Source organism: Actinomadura sp. KC216, from assembly GCF_004348535.1.
GTDB lineage: Bacteria > Actinomycetota > Actinomycetes > Streptosporangiales > Streptosporangiaceae > Spirillospora.
Map to the genome: position 1 here is coordinate 1 of NZ_SMJX01000167.1, position 17860 is coordinate 17860.

General features: G+C 73.5%; 16 protein-coding genes. 8 read left to right on the top strand and 8 right to left on the bottom strand.

Annotated elements, in window-relative coordinates; translation table 11 throughout:
• The 3 genes from E1264_RS25760 to E1264_RS25770 all read left to right on the top strand — a co-directional run.
• A partial coding sequence (locus E1264_RS25760; protein ID WP_132177876.1) for an ATP-binding cassette domain-containing protein occupies positions 1-302 on the top strand: 302 nt, incomplete at its 5' end.
• Positions 299-1498, top strand: coding sequence for an ABC transporter permease (locus E1264_RS25765; RefSeq protein ID WP_132177878.1), 1200 nt, complete (start codon positions 299-301; stop codon positions 1496-1498). The genes E1264_RS25760 and E1264_RS25765, both read left to right, overlap by 4 nt.
• Before the next feature lie 80 nt (positions 1499-1578).
• Positions 1579-1941, top strand: coding sequence for a hypothetical protein (locus E1264_RS25770; protein WP_132177880.1), 363 nt, complete (start codon positions 1579-1581; stop codon positions 1939-1941).
• Between the two features lie 6 nt (positions 1942-1947).
• On the opposite strand, the gene E1264_RS25775 is transcribed toward E1264_RS25770, so the two are convergent.
• The 3 genes from E1264_RS25775 to E1264_RS25785 form a co-directional block, all read right to left on the bottom strand.
• Complete coding sequence (locus E1264_RS25775; protein WP_132177909.1) at positions 1948-3195, bottom strand: ribonuclease D; 1248 nt, start codon at positions 3193-3195, stop codon at positions 1948-1950.
• Between the two features lie 235 nt (positions 3196-3430).
• The gene (locus tag E1264_RS25780; protein ID WP_132177882.1) at positions 3431-3997 is read right to left on the bottom strand and encodes a DUF3000 domain-containing protein; all 567 of its coding nucleotides are present in this window, start codon (positions 3995-3997) and stop codon (positions 3431-3433) included.
• Between the two features lie 139 nt (positions 3998-4136).
• Positions 4137-4337 (bottom strand): hypothetical protein, encoded by a 201-nt coding sequence (locus E1264_RS25785; RefSeq protein ID WP_132177884.1) that lies wholly within the window; start codon positions 4335-4337, stop codon positions 4137-4139.
• A 213-nt stretch (positions 4338-4550) separates the two neighbouring features.
• Between E1264_RS25785 and hemE the strand changes: the two genes are divergently transcribed.
• A complete protein-coding gene (gene hemE, locus E1264_RS25790) occupies positions 4551-5564 on the top strand; it encodes a uroporphyrinogen decarboxylase (protein WP_279491425.1) in 1014 nt (337 codons plus the stop codon).
• On the opposite strand, the gene E1264_RS25795 is transcribed toward hemE, so the two are convergent.
• Positions 5561-6580: a DUF4349 domain-containing protein gene (locus E1264_RS25795; RefSeq protein WP_132177888.1), complete on the bottom strand. Its 1020-nt coding sequence runs from the start codon at positions 6578-6580 to the stop codon at positions 5561-5563. The two genes, hemE and E1264_RS25795, sit on opposite strands and share 4 nt — an antisense overlap.
• A 147-nt stretch (positions 6581-6727) precedes the next feature.
• Here E1264_RS25795 and hemG point away from each other — a divergent pair, with 147 nt between their 5' ends.
• Positions 6728-8215 carry a protoporphyrinogen oxidase gene (gene hemG / locus E1264_RS25800; protein ID WP_132177890.1) on the top strand — a complete coding sequence of 496 codons (1488 nt, stop codon included), beginning with the start codon at positions 6728-6730 and terminating at the stop codon, positions 8213-8215.
• Positions 8172-8870: a hydrogen peroxide-dependent heme synthase gene (gene hemQ / locus E1264_RS25805; protein ID WP_132177892.1), complete on the top strand. Its 699-nt coding sequence runs from the start codon at positions 8172-8174 to the stop codon at positions 8868-8870. The genes hemG and hemQ overlap by 44 nt, the downstream gene beginning before the upstream one ends.
• A gap of 21 nt (positions 8871-8891) precedes the next feature.
• Here the strand turns inward: hemQ and E1264_RS25810 are convergent, their stop codons facing one another.
• Complete coding sequence (locus tag E1264_RS25810; protein WP_279491419.1) at positions 8892-9479, bottom strand: TIGR04222 domain-containing membrane protein; 588 nt, start codon at positions 9477-9479, stop codon at positions 8892-8894.
• 49 nt (positions 9480-9528) lie between these two features.
• Positions 9529-9930: a peptide-methionine (R)-S-oxide reductase MsrB gene (msrB, locus tag E1264_RS25815; RefSeq protein WP_132177896.1), complete on the bottom strand. Its 402-nt coding sequence runs from the start codon at positions 9928-9930 to the stop codon at positions 9529-9531.
• A gap of 52 nt (positions 9931-9982) precedes the next feature.
• Between msrB and E1264_RS25820 the strand changes: the two genes are divergently transcribed.
• Together E1264_RS25820 and E1264_RS25825 are read left to right on the top strand one after the other, a co-directional pair.
• Positions 9983-11068, top strand: a complete 1086-nt coding sequence (locus E1264_RS25820) for a DNA polymerase domain-containing protein (RefSeq protein WP_132177898.1) — start codon at positions 9983-9985, stop codon at positions 11066-11068.
• Positions 11069-11321: 253 nt separating this feature from the next.
• Complete coding sequence (locus E1264_RS25825) at positions 11322-12953, top strand: FAD-dependent oxidoreductase (RefSeq protein WP_165964386.1); 1632 nt, start codon at positions 11322-11324, stop codon at positions 12951-12953.
• A gap of 62 nt (positions 12954-13015) precedes the next feature.
• Here E1264_RS25825 and E1264_RS25830 read toward each other — a convergent pair whose 3' ends face one another.
• Both E1264_RS25830 and E1264_RS25835 read right to left on the bottom strand, forming a co-directional pair.
• The gene (locus E1264_RS25830; protein ID WP_132177902.1) at positions 13016-14950 is read right to left on the bottom strand and encodes a Xaa-Pro dipeptidyl-peptidase; all 1935 of its coding nucleotides are present in this window, start codon (positions 14948-14950) and stop codon (positions 13016-13018) included.
• Positions 14951-15107: 157 nt separating this feature from the next.
• Positions 15108-17531 carry an ATP-binding domain-containing protein gene (locus E1264_RS25835; protein WP_132177904.1) on the bottom strand — a complete coding sequence of 808 codons (2424 nt, stop codon included), beginning with the start codon at positions 17529-17531 and terminating at the stop codon, positions 15108-15110.
• Positions 17532-17860 lie beyond the last annotated feature (329 nt).

The window sequence follows — 17860 nt, forward strand, 5'->3', positions numbered from 1 at the left end:
GGCTCGGGCGCCGGACCGGGCACCGGCCGCACGAGCTGTCGGGCGGCGAGCAGCAGCGGGTCGCGGTGGCGCGGGCCGTCGTCGGCGAGCCGGGGCTGCTGCTGGCCGACGAGCCGACCGGCAACCTCGACTCCGCGGCGGGCGCCGGGGTGCTGGCGCTGCTGGACGAGCTGAACCGCGCCGGGACCACCGTCGCGATCATCACGCATGACCTGGACGTGGCCGCCGCGGCGCGGCGCCGGGTCCGGGTCCTGGACGGCCGCATCGTGGCCGACGAGCGGGCGGAGGCCGGCAGCCGATGAAGCCGCGATCGGAACTGGAGCCCGCGCGGCTCAGGACGGTGGACGTGCTGCGCGTCGGGATGGGCGGGCTGCGGGCGCGTCCGGCGCGGGTGGTGCTGTCCGCGCTCGGCATCGCGATCGGGATCGCCACGATGGTCGCGGTGATCGGGATCTCGTCGTCCGGGAAGGAGGACCTGCTGCGGCGGCTCGACCGGCTCGGCACGAACCTGCTGACGGCCCGGCCGGGCGACACGCTGTTCGGCGAGAAGGCCGCGCTGCCCGAGTCGGCGCCGGAGATGGTGCGGCGGATCGGGCCCGTCACGGCGGTCGGCGCCACAGGGGCGGTATCTGCGAGTGTTCGCCGCACCGACAAGATCCCGGACGAGGTCACGCACGGCATCTCCGTGCAGGCCGCGACGCCGGACCTGCTCGGGACCCTCGGCGTCGAAACGGCGAGCGGGCGCTGGCTGAACGCCGGCACCGCCCGGTATCCGGGGGTCGTCCTCGGTGCGGAGGCGGCGCGGCGGCTCGGGCTGGACCGGGCGGGCGGCCAGGTGTGGATCGGCGGGCGCTGGTTCGTCGTCCTCGGCGTCCTGCGGCCCGCGGAGCTGGCGCCGGAGATCGACCGCTCCGCGCTCGTCGGCTGGGACGCGGCACGCCGCTACCTGGGCTTCGACGGGCACCCGACGACGATCTACGAGCGGTCGGCGGACGCGTCCGTGAGCGACGTCAGGGAGGTCCTGGCCCGGACGATCAACCCGGAGCATCCCGAGGAGGTCCAGGTCAGCCGGCCCTCGGACGCGCTGGAGGCCAAGGCCGCCGCGACCGGCGCGTTCACCGGGCTGCTGCTCGGGCTCGGCGCGGTCGCGCTGCTCGTCGGCGGCGTCGGCGTCGCGAACACGATGGTGATCTCGGTGCTGGAGCGGCGCCGCGAGATCGGGCTGCGGCGCTCGCTCGGCGCGACGCGCGGTCAGGTCCGGACGCAGTTCCTCGCCGAGTCGCTGCTGCTGTCGGGGCTCGGCGGCGCGGCCGGCGTCCTTCTCGGCGCGGCGGTGACCATCGCATTCGCGCTGTGGAAGGGCTGGCCGCCGGTCGTGCCCGCGTGGGCGCTCGGCGGGGCGCTCGCCGCGACGCTCGCGATCGGGACCGTCGCGGGCCTCTATCCGGCGATGCGCGCGGCGCGGCTGCCCCCGACCGCGGCCCTGGCGACCGCCTGACCCCTGGCGATGCCCTCGCCAACGGGTGCATGATTGGGACGCCGACGCTGTTTCGCCCTGGGGGAGGTGACTCCACAGCCATGCCGGTGCCACGCGCGCTCCGCGAACGCTGCCGCGAGTTCCTCGGCATCGAAGAGGAGATCCGCTACATCTTTCCCGCGCAGGGGTACGGCGGGGGAGCCGGTTTCATCTTCGTGATCACCGACGAGCAGATATCGGTGATCTCCACCGGCGCGATCAGCCGCACCACGCCGAAGAGCGTCTGGGGCAGCTACCCGCGCGGCACCCGGCTCGGGCCGGTGGAGACCAACGCGGGCGCGGCGTTCCATTTCGCGGGCGCGGACTTCGAGATGGACGACGAGTACATCGCGGTCGTCAACGCGGCCGACGCCGAGGTCTTCGACCGCGACAGCCTCCCGAAGGACCCGCTCCCCGACCTGTGAGCGGGGTCAGAGGTCGCCCTTGCACTCCAGGCGGTGGAAGGCGCGGGCGAGCGGCTGCGCGGTGAGCTCCACCTGCCAGCGGCGGGCGCCGAGGTCGCGGAGCGCGGCGGCGACCGCCGACGCGGACGGCTCGGGCGGCGGCGTCCAGGCCAGCCGGCGGACGGCGTCGGGCTGGATGAGGTTCTCCGACGGCATCGAGTGCTCGTCGGCGAGCGCGGCGACGACGGCGCGGGCGGCGGTGAGGCGCTTGGCGGCCTCGGGGTCGCGGTCGGCCCAGCGGTGCGCGGGCGGCGGGCCGTCGCCGGGGACGGTCGGCTCGGGCAGCCCGCGGTCGGTGAGGTCGCGGGCGCGGGCGATGGCGCGCAGCCACGCGGACTGGTGCCGGCGGGCGCCGCGGCCCCGCATCGTCGGGAGCGCCTGCAGCTCGGCGGGCGTGCGCGGCGCGCGCTGCGCCAGCTCGATGATCGCGGCGTCCTGGAGCACCCGGCCGGGCGACAGGTCCCGCTCGCGGGCGATCTTGTCGCGGGCCTCCCAGATCTCCCGGACGGTGGCGAGCGCCCGCCGGTTCCGCACCCGGTGGATCCCGGACGTGCGGCGCCACGGGTCGGCCCGCGGCGGCTTCGGCGGGGTCGCCAGGATCGCCGCGAACTCCTCCAGCGCCCACTCCAGCTTGCCCGCGGCCTCGAGTTCGTTCTGCAGGGCGTCGCGCAGCTCGACCAGCAGCTCGACGTCCAGCGCGGCGTAGCGGAGCCAGTCCTCCGGGAGGGGGCGCGTCGACCAGTCGGCCGCCGAGTGCCCCTTCTCCAGCAGGAAGCCCAGCACGTTCTCGACCATGGACCCGAGCCCGACCCGCGGGTAGCCGAGCAGCCGCCCCGCCAGCTCGGTGTCGAACAGCCGCCGCGGGACGAGGCCGACCTCGGCCAGGCACGGCAGATCCTGGTTGGCGGCGTGCAGGACGAGCTCGGCGTCGGCGATCGCGGCGTCCAGGCCGGACAGGTCGGGCAGCGCGATGGGGTCGATCAGCGCCGTGCCCGCGCCCGCGCGGCGCAGCTGGATCAGGTAGGCGCGCTGGCCGTAGCGGTAGCCGGACGCCCGCTCGGCGTCGACGGCGACGGGCCCCGTGCCCGCGGCGAACGCCGCGATGACACGTTCCAGTTCGGCATCGTCGGTGATCACGGGCGGGACGCCCTCGCGCGGTTCCAGCAGCGGGACGGGCGGCGGGCCGCCGTCGGCGGCCTCGGCCGGCTCCCGCACGACCTGCTCTGGAACGGTCCCGGACCGCGTCGCGGCCGTGGTCTCAGCACCGGTGTCCCGCTCGGGACCGGTGGCGCGCGTTTCGGACACTCCCACAGAACCTTTTTCATCCTCGGGTCGACGAGCCGTGCGCGGCTTCCGGGACACCGGCGGACGAGAAGGGCTGTCGGCCTCCGTGTGCACTTCCGCCGCCTCGGTCTCGGACGCTGTGCTCACGCCCCCTACCGTACGTCGCTCAGCCGCCTGCCCCGCCAGGCCGGTCCGGCAGCGCGGCGACGCCGGACGGCGGCAGGCCCGCCGTCGTGCACATCACCTCGCACCAGGCCCGCACGTGCGGGGCGAGATCATCGCCCGTCGGGGACCACGACGCGCGCAGCTCCAGCTCGGTCGTGGACGGCTCGCCGCGCTTGTCGCCGAAGCTCTCCGACACCGCCCGGGTGATCGTCCCGGACTCGCCCGCGTACCCGGCGGGCTCCAGCGCCTCCAGCAGCCAGTCCCACGCGACGGAGCCGATCAGCTCGTCGGCGGCGATCTCGGGCTCCAGGTCGGCGCGGATGTAGGCGACGATGCGGAACCCGTTCGTCCAGCCGCTGTCGCCGTCCGGGTCGTACAGGACGATGAGGCGCCCCATCGCGATCTCGGTGTCGTCGTCGCGGTAGACGCTGCCGGACAGCGCGGCGGCGTGGGGCGCCAGGCTCTGCGGGGCGGGCATGGACTCCAGGTCGAGCTCCGGACGGACGCCGGGCCCGTCGAGGATCTCCTGGAGCGTGCCGAGGGCCCGCTCGAAGGCAGGTGGGTTCATGGATGGACCGGCCTGATCGCGGGGGAGTGGTCGGGTGCGGGGGTGTGGCTCGGGTCGCCGATGTCGGAACGGGGCGACGGGGGAACGCGGAGGGGAAGCAGGCACGGCACAGGTGGTTTCGTCTCGGGGGCCGGGCCGCTCAGGCGACGGCCCGCACGGTGGCGGCGCGGCCGGTGGGCGCGCCGGACGCCAGGGCGGCCAGGAGGGGCGCGGCGGGGACCCCGTCGGCGCCGGGCGCGGTCAGCGGCGAGCCGACCATCACGGCCGTGCCGCACTCCACGCAGGCCCGCTCGGGGCACTCCTCGCCATGACCGTCCGGGCACGGCGGCTGCTCGAACATACGTTCATCACCGCAGGTGGAGCAGTACAAGGGGGACCTCCCTCGGCTATGACACGCATCACGTTCGCACGCGCCGGTGACAGAATGCGGGACTTCGCTCGGCGTGTCCGGAAGTTCGTGCCGGTCCCGGGCCCGTTCCCGTGCTTTCTCACCGTTTTTTCGTGGGACGATCGCCTGGTGACCGACAGCACCGCGACCGAGAGCCCCTTCCTGCTGGCATGCCGCCGGCGTCCGGTGCCGCACACGCCCGTGTGGTTCATGCGGCAGGCCGGACGTTCGCTGCCCGAGTACCTGCGCGTCCGCGACGGCGTCCCGATGCTGGAGTCCTGCGCCCGCCCGGACATGATCGTCGAGATCACGCTGCAGCCGGTGCGCCGGTACGCGGTGGACGCGGCGATCTTCTTCAGCGACATCATGGTGCCGCTCAAGGCGATCGGCGTCGACCTCGACATCAAGCCGGGCGTGGGCCCGGTCATCGCCGACCCGATCCGGGACGCGGCGGGCGTGGCGGCGCTGCGGCCGCTCGCGCCGGACGACGTCCCGTACGTGACCGAGGCCGTCGAGGGCCTGGTCGGTGAGCTCGGCGCCACCCCGCTGATCGGCTTCGCCGGGGGCCCGTTCACGCTCGCCTCGTACCTGATCGAGGGCGGGCCGTCCAAGAACCACGAGCGCACCAAGGCCCTGATGTACGGCGAGCCCGAGCTGTGGGCCGACCTCATGGCCCGGCTCGCCGACCTCACGATCGCGTTCCTGAAGGTGCAGGTCGCGGCCGGGGCGAGCGCCGTGCAGCTGTTCGACTCGTGGGTCGGCGCGGTCGCCGCGCAGGACTACCGCGAGTCCGTGCTGCCGCACACCCGCCGCATCTTCGCCGAGATCGAGCCGCTCGGCGTCCCGCGCATCCACTTCGGCGTCGGGACGGGCGAGCTGCTCGGCCCGATGGGCGAGGCCGGGGCGGACGTCGTCGGCGTCGACTGGCGGGTCCCGCTGGACGAGGCCGTCAGCCGCGTCCCGCCCGGCAAGGCCCTGCAGGGCAACCTCGACCCGGCGATCCTGTTCGCCCCGTGGGAGACCGTCGAGAGCCGGGCCCGGGACGTGCTCGCCCGCGGCCGCACCGCCGAGGGCCACATCTTCAACCTGGGGCACGGCGTGTCGCCGTCCACGAACCCGGACGTGCTGGCCCGCCTCGCGGACCTCGTCCACGAGGCGAGCACCGAGAGCACGCTCTAGGCGGGCGGCGGAGGCCCCTGCGGAGACTCGGGCCCCGACGGACCCGACGGCCTGGACGGGGCGGAACCGGCGGCGGCGGTCTCCGGCAGGGGCGGCTGCGGGCCCGGCCCGCCGGGCGCGGGCGGGCGGGTGCCGATCCCGAACCGTGCGCGCAGCCGGTGCCGGAACATCACCACCGGCGTGGCGATCACCGCGGCCAGGACGAGGAACGGCAGGAGCCACGCCAGCAGGATGGCGATGCCGCCGAGGAACGCGGCGAAGGCGTTCCAGCCGTCGCCGAGCGCGTCCACGAAGCCGCCCTCGTCGTCCTTCTCCTCGGGCGGGGTGATCTTGGTCACCAGCATGACGGTGACCGTCGCGTACTGGGTGCTGCTCTTGAGCGCCTTCTCGCGCGCCTGCAGCGCCTCCAGGTCCGACTCCCGCTCCGCGATCTCCTGCTCGACGTTGATGATCTCGCTGACGGAGTTCGCCCGCTCCAGCAGCTTGCGGAACGAGGCGAGCGTCGCCTCGGCGGAGCGGACGCGGGCCGCCACGTCCGCGACCTCGCCCGTGACGTCCTCGGCCTCCTGGGTCAGCGACAGCTTCGCGCCGAGCTGCGTGCTGAGCTGGTTCAGCAGGTCCGTGTACCGGGGGGTGGGGATCTTCAGGGTGATCTCGGAGCGGGCCGGGTCGGTCGAGCTCGACTCCCGCTCGACGTAGCCGCCCACCGCGGCGACCATCTGCTTCGCCTTGGTGGCCGAGGCGTCCACGTCGTCGGCCCTGACCCGGAGCCGCGCCGTGTGGACGACCTCGCGCGCGCCGGCGAGGGGCGCCTGCGGCGTCGTCCGGGCGCCCGGCTCCGCGTTCCTTCCGGCTCCCGTCCGGGCCTCCGGCGCGGCGGCGCCTCCGCCCTTGTCCACGGCCCTCGACTCGCCGCCGCTGTCGCCGCCGCCGCCGCTGCAGGCGGCCAGCGTCCCGGCGAGCAGGAGCACGACCATCACGTACGCGACCTGCCTGACATTCCTGACGATCCGCATGCGGTTTGGACGGAGATGGCGCAGGTCACAGTTCCGGCGGCCGCGTCGCGATCAGGGCACGAACGGGGCACACGGACGTCACGGCGCCCGCACCTCCTACGCCGGACCCGGTGCGCGGTCCCGCTCGGTGTCTGGGAGGCTTGGGGCATGTCCACGTCCCACGCCGTCGTCGTCGGGGGCGGCATCGCGGGGCTCGCCGCCGCGCGCCTGCTCGCCCGCGAAGGGGTGCGCGTGACCGTGCTGGAGGGCTCCCCGCGGATCGGCGGGAAGCTGCGGGTGAGCGAGATCGCGGGCATCCCGGTGGACGAGGGCGCCGAGTCGGTGCTCGCCCGCCGCCCCGAGGGGCTCGACCTGGTCCGCGACCTCGGCCGCGGCGACGATCTGGTGAACCCCGGCACGACCTCCTCGGCGATCTTCAGCCGGGGCGCGCTGCGGACGATCCCGTCCGGGCAGGTGATGGGCGTGCCGTCCGACCTGCGGGCGCTGGCGGCGTCCCAGGTGCTGTCCCCGGCGGGGCTGGCGCGCGTCCCGCTGGACCTCGTCCTGCCGGAGACGCGGCGCGGGGACGACGTGTCCGTCGCCGGGTTCATCGGCGCCCGCGTCGGCCGCGAGGTCGTCGACCGGCTCGTCGAGCCGCTGCTCGGCGGCGTGTGCGCGGGACGCGCCGACCTGCTGTCGTTCGACTCGACGCTGCCCGCCGTCGCCGCCGCCGCGCGCACCCACCGCTCGCTGATCAGTGCCGTCCAGGGCGTCCGGGACGCCGCGCCCAGGAACCCCGGCCCGGTGTTCGCCACCCTCCCGGCCGGGCTCGGCACCCTCCCGCACCTGGTCGCGGACGATATCGCCGCCGCCGGAGGCACGATCAGGACGGGCGCGACCGTCCGCGAGCTGCGCCGCCGCGACGGCGGCTGGCGGCTCACCGTCGGCCCCACCCGCGACCCCGAGTACCTGGACGCCGACGCCGTCGTGATCGCCGTCCCGGCGGCGCCCGCGTCCCGGCTGCTCAAGCCGGACGTCCCCGCCGCCGCCCGCGAGCTCGCCGGCATCGAGTACGCCAGCATGGCGATCGTCACCCTCGCCTACCGGGCCACCGCGTTCCCGCGCCTCCCCAAGGGCAGCGGCTACCTCGTCCCGGCCGTGGAGGGCGACCCCGACCGCGGCGGGCGCGGCGTCAAGGCCGTCACCTTCAGCTCGGTAAAATGGCCCCACCTGCGCGAACGCGACCCAGGATTGATCGCGGTGCGCTGCTCCATCGGGCGGTTCGGCGAGGAGCGCACGCTCCAGCGGCCCGACGGCGAGCTGACCGCCACCGCGATCGCCGAGCTGGCCGCGACCTGCGGCGTCACCGAGCTCCCCGCGGAGAGCCGGGTGTCCCGCTGGGGCGGCGGTCTCCCGCAGTACAACGTGGGCCACGCCGACCGCGTGGCCAAGATCCGGGCCGCGGTCGCCGGGCAGCCGGGGCTCGCCGTCGCCGGCGCCGCCTACGACGGCCTCGGCATCCCCGCGTGCATCGCCTCCGCGCGCGCGGCCGCCGACCGGATCCTGGACGACCTGCGCGGCCGAGACCAGCGCAGCCGGGAAGGAGCAGATCATGACGCAGCCGGCGGGCAAGCCGAAGGCACGCGAACTCAATAACGTCATCCGCTACACGATGTGGTCGGTGTTCCGGCTCGCGAACCCCGGCTCGGTCGGCGAGCGGGACGCGGCCGAGGTCCAGGACCTCCTCGACCAGGCCGCGCAGAAGGACGTCACCACCCGCGGCGCCTACGACGTCGCCGGGCTGCGCGCCGACGCCGACTACATGTTCTGGTGGCACGCGCCCACGTCCGACGACCTCCAGGAGACCTACACCCGGTTCCGCCGGACGTTCCTCGGCCGCAACAGCGAGCCGGTGTGGTCGCAGATGGCGCTGCACCGCCCGGCGGAGTTCAACAAGAGCCACATCCCGGCGTTCCTCGCGGACGAGGAGCCGCGCGCCTACGTGTGCGTGTACCCGTTCGTCCGGTCCTACGAGTGGTACCTGCTGCCGGACGAGGAGCGCCGCGCGATGCTCGCCGAGCACGGCAAGATGGCGCGCGACTACCCGGACGTCCGGGCCAACACGGTCGCGTCGTTCGCGCTGGGCGACTACGAGTGGATGCTGGCGTTCGAGGCCGACGAGCTGCACCGCATCGTCGACCTGATGCGGCACCTGCGCGGCGCGCGGGCCCGGCTCCACACCCGCGAGGAGATCCCGTTCTACACGGGCCGCCGCAAGCCGGTCGCCGAGCTCATCGCCGGTCTCGCCTGAGCATCCCGTCGTGGAGCCCCGCTAGTCGCCGCCCCCGCCGCCTGAGCCGCCTCCGTAGTCGCCTCCGTCGAACCGGGGGTCGGACAGGTTGCTGGATCCCAGGTTCCGGTGCCCGCGGCGGCGGTCGCGGGGCAGCGCGACCGGTTTCGGGTCCCTGGCCTGGAGGATCTCGCGGAGCCTGGCGTCCTCGACGCCGTCCGGTCCGAGCGCGGCGAGCCGTCCGGCCTGGGACGGGCCCGGCTCCGCGGTGAGGGACCGGCGCACCGCCCTGCCCCGCCGGGTGGGACGGCCGCCGCGCATCAGCCCCGCCTTCCGCAGCGGGTCCGCGACGGCGAGCACCGCCGCCGACTCCGCGGCCTCCGCGATCACCTGGCCGAGCGGCCGCCCGGCGTTCGGGATCGCGGCGAGCACCGCGGCCTCCACCGGATCGCCGGGCTCGCGCACCACGGCGTCGGCCCGGCGCGCCCCCTTGGAGATCCGGACGGCGCGCCGCTCGTACAGGGCGAGCACCGCGACGAGAACGACCCTGGCCGGGCCGCCGCACAGGTACGCGGCCGTGTAGCCGTCGAACTCGTCCAATGGGGCCCCCTCGCCACGCGCACTCGTCAAAAGGGACGTTCCGGCGCCCGCGGCGGTTGCCTCACGGGGCTTATGCGGCCTATTCGACGGGTTCGAGGGTGAGGGAGATCGAGTTGATGCAGTACCGGTCGTCGGTGGGCGTGTCGTAGCCCTCGCCGTGGAAGACGTGCCCGAGATGCGAGTCGCACACCGCGCAGCGCACCTCCGTGCGGACCATGCCGAGCGAGCGGTCCTCGATCAGCGTGACCTTGGCGGAGTCGGACGGCGCGTAGAACGACGGCCAGCCGCAGTGGCTGTCGAACTTGGTCTCCGAGCGGAACAGCTCCGTCCCGCAGGCGCGGCACCGGTACACGCCGACGGTCTTGGTATCGGTGTACTCGCCGGTGAAGGGCTTCTCGGTACCGGCCTCCCGCAGCACGTGGAACTCCTCGGGGCTGAGCTCCGCCCGCCACTCATCCTCGCTCTTGCGGATCTTCTCCATACCGTCGACGGTACCCGCCGCCCTGTCCGACCAGTGGGTTAACGTGCTGGGTATGGCCTCGCCCTACATCGAGATCCCGGTCGGGGATCGGCTCGTCAAGGTGTCCAACCCCGACAAGGTCTACTTTCCCGAGCACGGCTACACCAAGCGGCAGCTCGTGGAGTACTACGTGGCCGTGGGGGAGGGCATCCTGCGCGCCACCCGCAACCGCCCGACGACGCTGGAACGCTGGCCCGCCGGTGTCTTCGAGGGCGCCCGCATGGCCACCCGGGAAGACTACGCGCGCGGCCAGGCGGGCATGGGCGGCGCGGGCAAGTCCGACGCGTTCTACCAGAAGCGCGTGCCCAAGGGCGCGCCCGACTGGGTGAAAACGTCCCGCATCGCGTTCCCCAGCGGACGCTCCGCCGACGAGGTGCGCCCGACGGAGGTCGCCGTGATCGCGTGGGCGGCCAACCTCGGCACGCTGACGTTCCACCCGTGGCCCGTCCGGGACGGCGACGTCGACCACCCCGACGAGCTGCGCATCGACCTCGACCCGCAGCCCGGCACCGACTTCTCCGACGCCGTCCGAGTCGCGCTCGGCCCGGCCCGCGAGCTGCTCGCCGAGCTGGGGCTCACCGGGTTCGTGAAGACGTCCGGGAAGGGCGGCGTGCACATCTACGTCCGGATCGAGCCGCGCTGGACGTTCACCGAGGTCCGCCGGGCCGCGCTGGCGTTCGGCCGCGAGGTGGAGCGCCGCGCCCCCGCCGAGGTCACCACCCGGTGGTGGAAGGAGGAGCGCGGCGAGCAGGTCTTCATCGACTACAACCAGAACGCCCGCGACCGGACGATCGCGTCCGCCTACAGCGTCCGGCCCGCGCCGCACGCGCCCGTCTCGGCGCCCGTGACCTGGGACGAGCTCGCCGACGTCGACCCGCACGACTTCACCATCGCCACGATGCCCGCCCGCTTCGCCAAGCTCGGCGACGTGCACGCCGCGATCGACGACGAGTCGTTCTCCCTGCAGGGCCTTCTCGACCTCGCCGACCGCGACGAGCGCGACCACGGCCTCGGCGACATGCCGTATCCGCCGAACTATCCGAAGATGCCGGGCGAGCCGAAACGCGTCCAGCCGAGCAAGGACACCGACAACCGCTGACCGCGGATTGTCCGGGCGCTCTCACCCGCGTCCGTGTGGCGTATTTCACTGGCCGATTCCGGACGTGGAAGCCGTCGCGCGGTGAGCTGTCACTGTCGCGTTGAGTGGTCAACTGGGTCATTTTCCGCGGCTGTCAGGAATCGTCGGAAGTCATTTACCGTGCTGTCCGTCACGTGCCGCCTTCGGCGCGACTCCCAGAAGGAGCATGATGGACCAGCCACACCATGGCTCTTCCCGCCGGACGTTCCTGGGCATGGCCGCCACCGCCACCCTGGTGCAGGTCATGACCGGTGCCGCTCCGGCCGAAGCGGCGCCCGCGCCGGCCGGGCCGCCGAAGCCGCCGGGGCGGAAGGGCCGCGCCAGGACGGTCGCGATCCTCGGCGCGGGCGTCAGCGGGCTGGCCGCCGCGCTCAGGTTCACCGAGGCCGGCTACAAGGTGACCGTCCTCGAGGCGCAGGACCGCGTCGGCGGCCGCAGCTTCACCGCCCGCCGCGGCGCCACGATCACCGAGGTGTGGGCGGACGGATCGGCCCGCACCCAGACGTGCCGGTTCGACCGCGGCCTCTACGCCAACCTCGGCCCCGCGCGCCTGTCGAGCGACGACCAGCGGGTCATCGCCATGTGCCGCAGGCTCCGCATCCCGCTCGAACCGTTCCTCACGAAGTCCCACGCGAACCTGTACCAGACCGACCGGGTGTGGCGGCGGGCGGCCGTGCCGCACGGCCGCATCACCAACGACCTCCAGGGATATGTCGCCGAATTGGCGGCCGCCGCCGTCAAGAAAGGTCTGCTCGACGGAGGCGGGGCGTCGGGATTGAGCGACGCCCAGCGCGAGGAATTGCTCGCCCTGCTGACCGAATTCGGCGACCTCGACAAAACCGACCACATTTACAAGGGCTCCACGCGCTCGGCGCTGGCCAAACCCCTCAGCGTCAGGCAGCAGCCCGAGAAGGCCGATCCGCTCGCTCTTGCGGACCTGGTGGAAAGCGCATTCTGGGAGCACCGCTATTTCGATTACCTCTACCACGGCTACCAGCCCTCGATGCTGCAGCCGGTCGGCGGGATGGACGTGATCGTCAACCGGATGGCCGCCGCGCTGCCCGCCGGGACCGTCACGCTCGACGCGCCCGTCCACGCCATCAGGGCCGCCGAGGACGGCGTGCGCGTCGCGTGGAAGGACGCCGGCGGCGAGCACGACAGGCGGTTCGACTACTGCCTGAGCAGCATCCCCGTCCCGGTCCTGCGGCAGCGCGTCGAGCTCGCCGGGTTCTCCGCCGCGTTCGCGCGCGCCGTCGCGGGCGTCGAGTTCGCGCCCGCGTGCAAGATCGGCTGGCAGGCGAACCGGCGGTTCTGGGAGTCGGAGAAGTACCGGGTCTACGGCGGGATGAGCCGGATCGACAGCGAGATCACCCAGGTCTGGTATCCGTCCACGGGCTACTTCGACCGCGCGGACAAGGGCGTCCTGATCGGCGCCTACTGCTCCTACGACAACGCGGAGACGCTCGGCGACCGCCCGCACGACCAGCGCCTGAAGGTCGCCCGGGAGGCCGGGGCGAAGCTGCACGGCGAGTTCGCCGACCGGTCGGTCGTCCCGGACCGGCAGGGCATGTCCGTCGCCTGGCACAAGGTGCCCTACCAGCTCGGCTCCTGGGCCCACTGGGACCACACCGTCCCCGAGCAGCGGGAGTTCTACGAGACGCTGGTCAACCTCCAGGGGCACGGCAACGTCATGGTGATCGGCGACCAGGTGTGCCCGCTGCCCGGCTGGCAGGAGGGAGCGATGATGTCCGCGGAATGGGCCTTCGAGTCCGTTCACGGGGCCCGGCGCGGCCCCGTGCCCGTGCACCGCGTCCCCGACTCCAGGCGCGTGACGACCGTCCGCTGACCGCGCCGCACCGGACATGGCGAGGCCGCCACCCCCTCGGGGACGGCGGCCTCTTCATCGGATCAGTGGAACGTGCGTTCCTGGACGGGCAGCGTCACACCGGACGGGCCTCGCCACGTCGTCAGCGGCTGCGGGACGAGCGCCGTGGCGTCGTCGCCGCCCCCGATGACCACCGGGATGCTGATGGAGCTGCCGCGCAGGTCCACCGTCACCTCGGCGCCGGTCGGCGTCTCGGTGTTGTAGTCGGCGTCCGTCCCGGCGATGATCAGCGCGAGGCGGTGCCCCTTCTTCAGCACGTACTCCTGGCTGAGCGTCTCCCACCGGACGTCGTAGTAGCGGCCCGGCTTCAGCGGCGACGGACGGCTCAGCGACCGGTCGTTCTGCGCGTCGAGCCAGCCGCGGGCGACCACGTTCACCGGCGACGTCACCGTGGTGGTCTCCGTCTGCTTGTAGCAGGCGTCGTCGCCGGGCGCGCTCTCACCGTTGCAGTCCTCGGTGTCGAGCGTCCGGATGCCGGAGCCCCGGCCGAGGTGGTCGACGCGGGTGTCCTCGCCGTAGTCGACGAGCAGCGCGGTCAGGTTGGACGTCGGCTTGTCCAGCATGATCCGCAGGCGGGCGTCCGGCGTCCCGGACAGGCGCCCCGTCAGCGGCAGCGGGCCCGACACGAACGCGGCCCTGAACGGCTTCGCCGTCCCCGGGTCGCTGACCATCTCGCCCTCCGAGTGCCCCGCCCCGCGCGGGCCGGCGGCGTCGGTGAACGTGACCGTCGCGCCCTTCGCGGCGGGCTTCAGGCCGAGCGAGCCGTCCGCGGCGGGCCGCAGGGTGACCGGCCGGGCGTCCCGGGACGGCCAGTCCCGCTGGGTGATCCACTGGTCGGGGCCGATCTCGATGTCGGCGCGCGGCTCCCGCATCACATCGTTGCGGATCTTGTGCAGCTCGTGGTCGAACCACTTGTGCAGCGTCGCGACCCACGCGTCCCGCCGCGTGTCGAACGGGTCGACGTGGCCGCGCTGCGACAGCCACACCTTCCGGTCGATGCCGCGCTTGGCGAGCTCGTTCCACCAGAGCGCGAAGTGGTTGGCCTTCACGTTCAGGTCGTTGACGCCGTGGAAGGCGAAGAGGCTGGCGCGGACGTTGCGGACGTCGCCGATCGTCCCGTGCCGGTAGTCGGCGGTCCGCCAGTACGCGTTGTAGTTGCCGGTCGCGTCGTCCTCGCCCTCGTCGAGCCCGGCGTTGACGGCCGCGCACTTCTCCGGCGGGTCGGTGTCGACGTAGTCGGCGAGCCACGGCTGCTCGTCCGTCCAGTACTTCACGCCGTTCATGCGGCTGTAGTCGTACCAGCTGCTGATCGCCGAGATCGGGACGATCGTCTCCAGGCCCTCGACACCCGTCGCGGCGACGCCGTTGGCGAGCGTCCCGTCGTAGGACTTGCCGATCATGCCGGTGCGGCCGGTGCTCCACGCGGCCTTCACCGGGCTGCCGTCCGCCCGGGTCGCCTTCGCGCGCCCGTTCAGCCAGTCGACGACGGCCTTGACGCCGAGGACGTCGGTCGGCCCGCCGCTCACCGGGCAGCCGTCGGACCTCGTCGTCCCGATCATGTCGACGGCGAGGAACGCGTACCCGCGCGGCACGAAGTAGTTGTCGTAGTACAGCGGGAACTTCACCGGGTTCCCGTTCGCGTCGTAGGTCTTGCGCTCGCTCTCGTTGCCGCGTCCCGCGTTGTCGTAGTACGGGCTCGCGTCCATGACGATCGGGACCTTGAGGCCCTTCTCGGTCTCCTTGGGCCGGATGATGTCCACGTTGACGCGGTCCTTCTTGCCGTCGCCGTCGCTGTCCACCCCGGACTCGACGTACACGTGCTCGCGGATCGCGTCCTTGTAGGAGAAGACCGGCTGTGTCACGCCGTCCTTCAGCACGATCTTGGGGGACGCCTGGGCGAACGCCGTCGCCCCACCCGCCGCGACCAGCGCCGCGCCGGTCAGCACGGCCGCCGTCATCGTCCGCCGGGTTCGTCTCAGGGATCTCCTGGCCAACCCGCACCTCCCGAGTAAAAAATGATCTCTACGGGGGCACAGGCTCTCGCCCGGCGCGGGCCGGGTAAAGGGCGGCACTCGACGAACTCCGGCCGGTTTTGGTCATCTCCTGCCCTTGCCATCAGGCCAGGTCGGCGAGGACGGGCGGGAGGTCGCCGTCGTGGACGACCGTCAGGCGGCGGGTGGCCCTGGTCAGGGCGACGTAGAGGTCCTGGCCGCCCTTCGGGGAGCCGGTCAGGATGCCCGCCGGGTCCACGATGATCACGGAGTCGAACTCCAGGCCCTTGGCCTCCTCCGCGGTCAGCACGACGGCGGGGGAGTCGAGCGCCTCCGGTGTCGCCCCCGCGGCGGCGTCCGGGAGGGCGGCGCGGACGGCGGCGTGCCGGGCGGCGGACGCGATGACGGCGAGCCGCCCCTCCTTGAAGGCGCCGCCGATGCCGTCGGGCGTCCCGGCGGCGATGCTCGACAGCTCCGACCGGACGAGCGACGGCAGCTCCGTGACCGGCATCGCGAGCGCGGTGGGCGGCGGGCCGTCGTCGCGGACGGACTCGGGCGGCGTCTGCCCGGGCGCGACGGCGGCGAGGACCCGGGCGGCGACCCGCATGATGGCGGCCGGGGTGCGGTAGTTGACCAGGAGGCGCTGCTCGCGCCAGCGGCCGGGGACGTACCGGTCGAGCATCTGGCCCCACGACGCGGCCCCGGCGGCGCTGCCGGTCTGGGCGATGTCGCCGACGACGGTCAGGGAACGGGTCGGGACGCGCTTCATCACCGTCCGCCACGCCATTTCGGACAGCTCCTGCGCCTCGTCGACGATCACGTGCCCGTACACCCATTCGCGGTCGGCCAGGGCGCGCTGGGCGGTGGTGAGCGGCGGGCCGCCGTCCTGGTGGCGTTCGGCCAGGTCGCTCCCGGAGATCAGGTCGCTCGCGGCGAGCGCTTCGACGTTGCCGGTGCCGGCGGACTCGATCACCTCCTGGGCGTACAGCGCCTCCCGCGCGCGCTCTGCGGCGGCGGCGCGCTCGCGGGCCTTGTCGGCGGAGTCGTCCTTGCCGAGGAGGTCGGCGGCCTCGTCCAGGAGGGGCACGTCGGAGATCGTCCATCGAGCGGAAGGCGGGCGGTGCAGCAGCGACGACTCGGCGGGAGTCAGCCCTGCGCGGGCTCCCAGGCGAGATAGGGAATCGGGGGCCGCGAAGAGGTCGGCCAGGAGCTGCTCGGGGGTCAGTTCGGGCCAGAGAGCATTGATCGCGGACCGGACGGCGGGTTCCTGCCAGAGGCTCTCCTTGGCGAGGCGGAGCTCCGTCTCGTCCAGGAGGGGCTCGTCCTCGGCCTCGTCGATGAGCTCCTGGAGCCAGCCGGGGAGGCCGCCGTCGCCGGCCATCTCCTCCAGGGGCTCGTCCATGATGCGGTCGAACTGCTCGGCGCGGTTGACGGCGAGCGCCTCCAGCAGGTCGTGGACGAATCGGCGCCGCTGGATGTTGTGGGGCAGGTGCAGGCCGCGGGCACGGTCGCGTGCCTGCTCGCAGGTTTCGGCGTCCACGACCAGGGTGAGGCCGTCGGTCTGGACGTGCAGGCCGTCGTCCGGGACGCGCTGCCGGTCGTGGACGGCCTCCCGCAGCAGGCCGGCCATGCGCAGGTCGCCCTTCACGACGGCGACCGCGGGGTCTTCGGTGGCGGTCGCCTTCAGGCCCGGGTACAGCTCGCCGACCGTCGCCAGGGCGACGTCGGTCTCGCCCAGGCCGGGGAGAACCTGCTCGATGTAGCGGAGGAACGTGGCGTTCGGGCCGACGACGAGCACCCCGCGCCGTTCGAGGACGTCCCGGTGCGTGTAGAGCAGGTACGCGGCACGGTGCAGCGCGGCGACCGTCTTGCCGGTGCCGGGGCCGCCCTGGACGACGAGCACCCCTTGCAGGCCGGAGCGGATGACCTGGTCCTGCTCCTCCTGGATGGTGGCGACGACGTCGCTCATCCGGCCCGTCCGGCCGCGGCGGAGCGTGGCGAGGAGGGCGGCCTCCCCGACGATGCCGCCGCGCTCGGACTCCGCCAGGCCCTCCAGGTCGAACACCTCGTCGTCCAGCCGGACGACCTCGCGCCGGCGCAGGTGCAGGTGGCGGCGCCGGGCGAGGGTGCCGGGCGCGCCCGGCGTGGCGGTGTAGAACGGGCGGGCCGCGGCGGCGCGCCAGTCGATCAGGAGGGGCTCGCGGTCCTCGTCGCGGAGGCCGATGCGGCCGATGTAGAACGTGTCGCCGGGGCCGTCGGCGCCCGCGCGGTGGTCGATGCGGCCGAAGCACAGCCCGTGCTCGACGCCGCCGAGCCGGGCGAGGCGGCGGGCGGCCTCGTCGGTGGCGACGGCGCTTTCGAGGCGGGCCTGGAACGCGCTTCCGCCGCCCGTGGCCGGGCCCTCGCGCAGCGCCCGCTCGGCCTGCTCGCGCTCGACGTCGAGCCGCGTGTACACGCGGGTCACGTACTCCTGCTCGGTGCGTATCACGGCCTGCCGCGCATTTTCCTCGCGTTCGGGGTTGACAGCGTCCGCTTGACGGAGTCCCATGCCTGTGCTACGCTCCTATACATAGGATGGAATTTCTGTGTGCACCTTGCAAGGCGCCAGCTTATCATCCTTTTCCTCCGCGCTGTGCGCGCTCTTTTCGGCCCGGCCCAAAAAGATCATGTCTGTTGGGGTCGTGGTCATCCCGGCGGTGCCCGCGGGTCACCGGCCTTGGTGAGGCTTTCGGCGATCGATGCCGGAATCTCCCGAAAGGTCGCTACCCCCATGGCCGACATCGCACGCGCGCTGAACCGGCGAAGCTTCCTCGTCACCAGCGGGCTCGCCACCGCCGTCGCCGTGGCCGGCGCCCCCGGCCCCGCGCACGCCGCCCC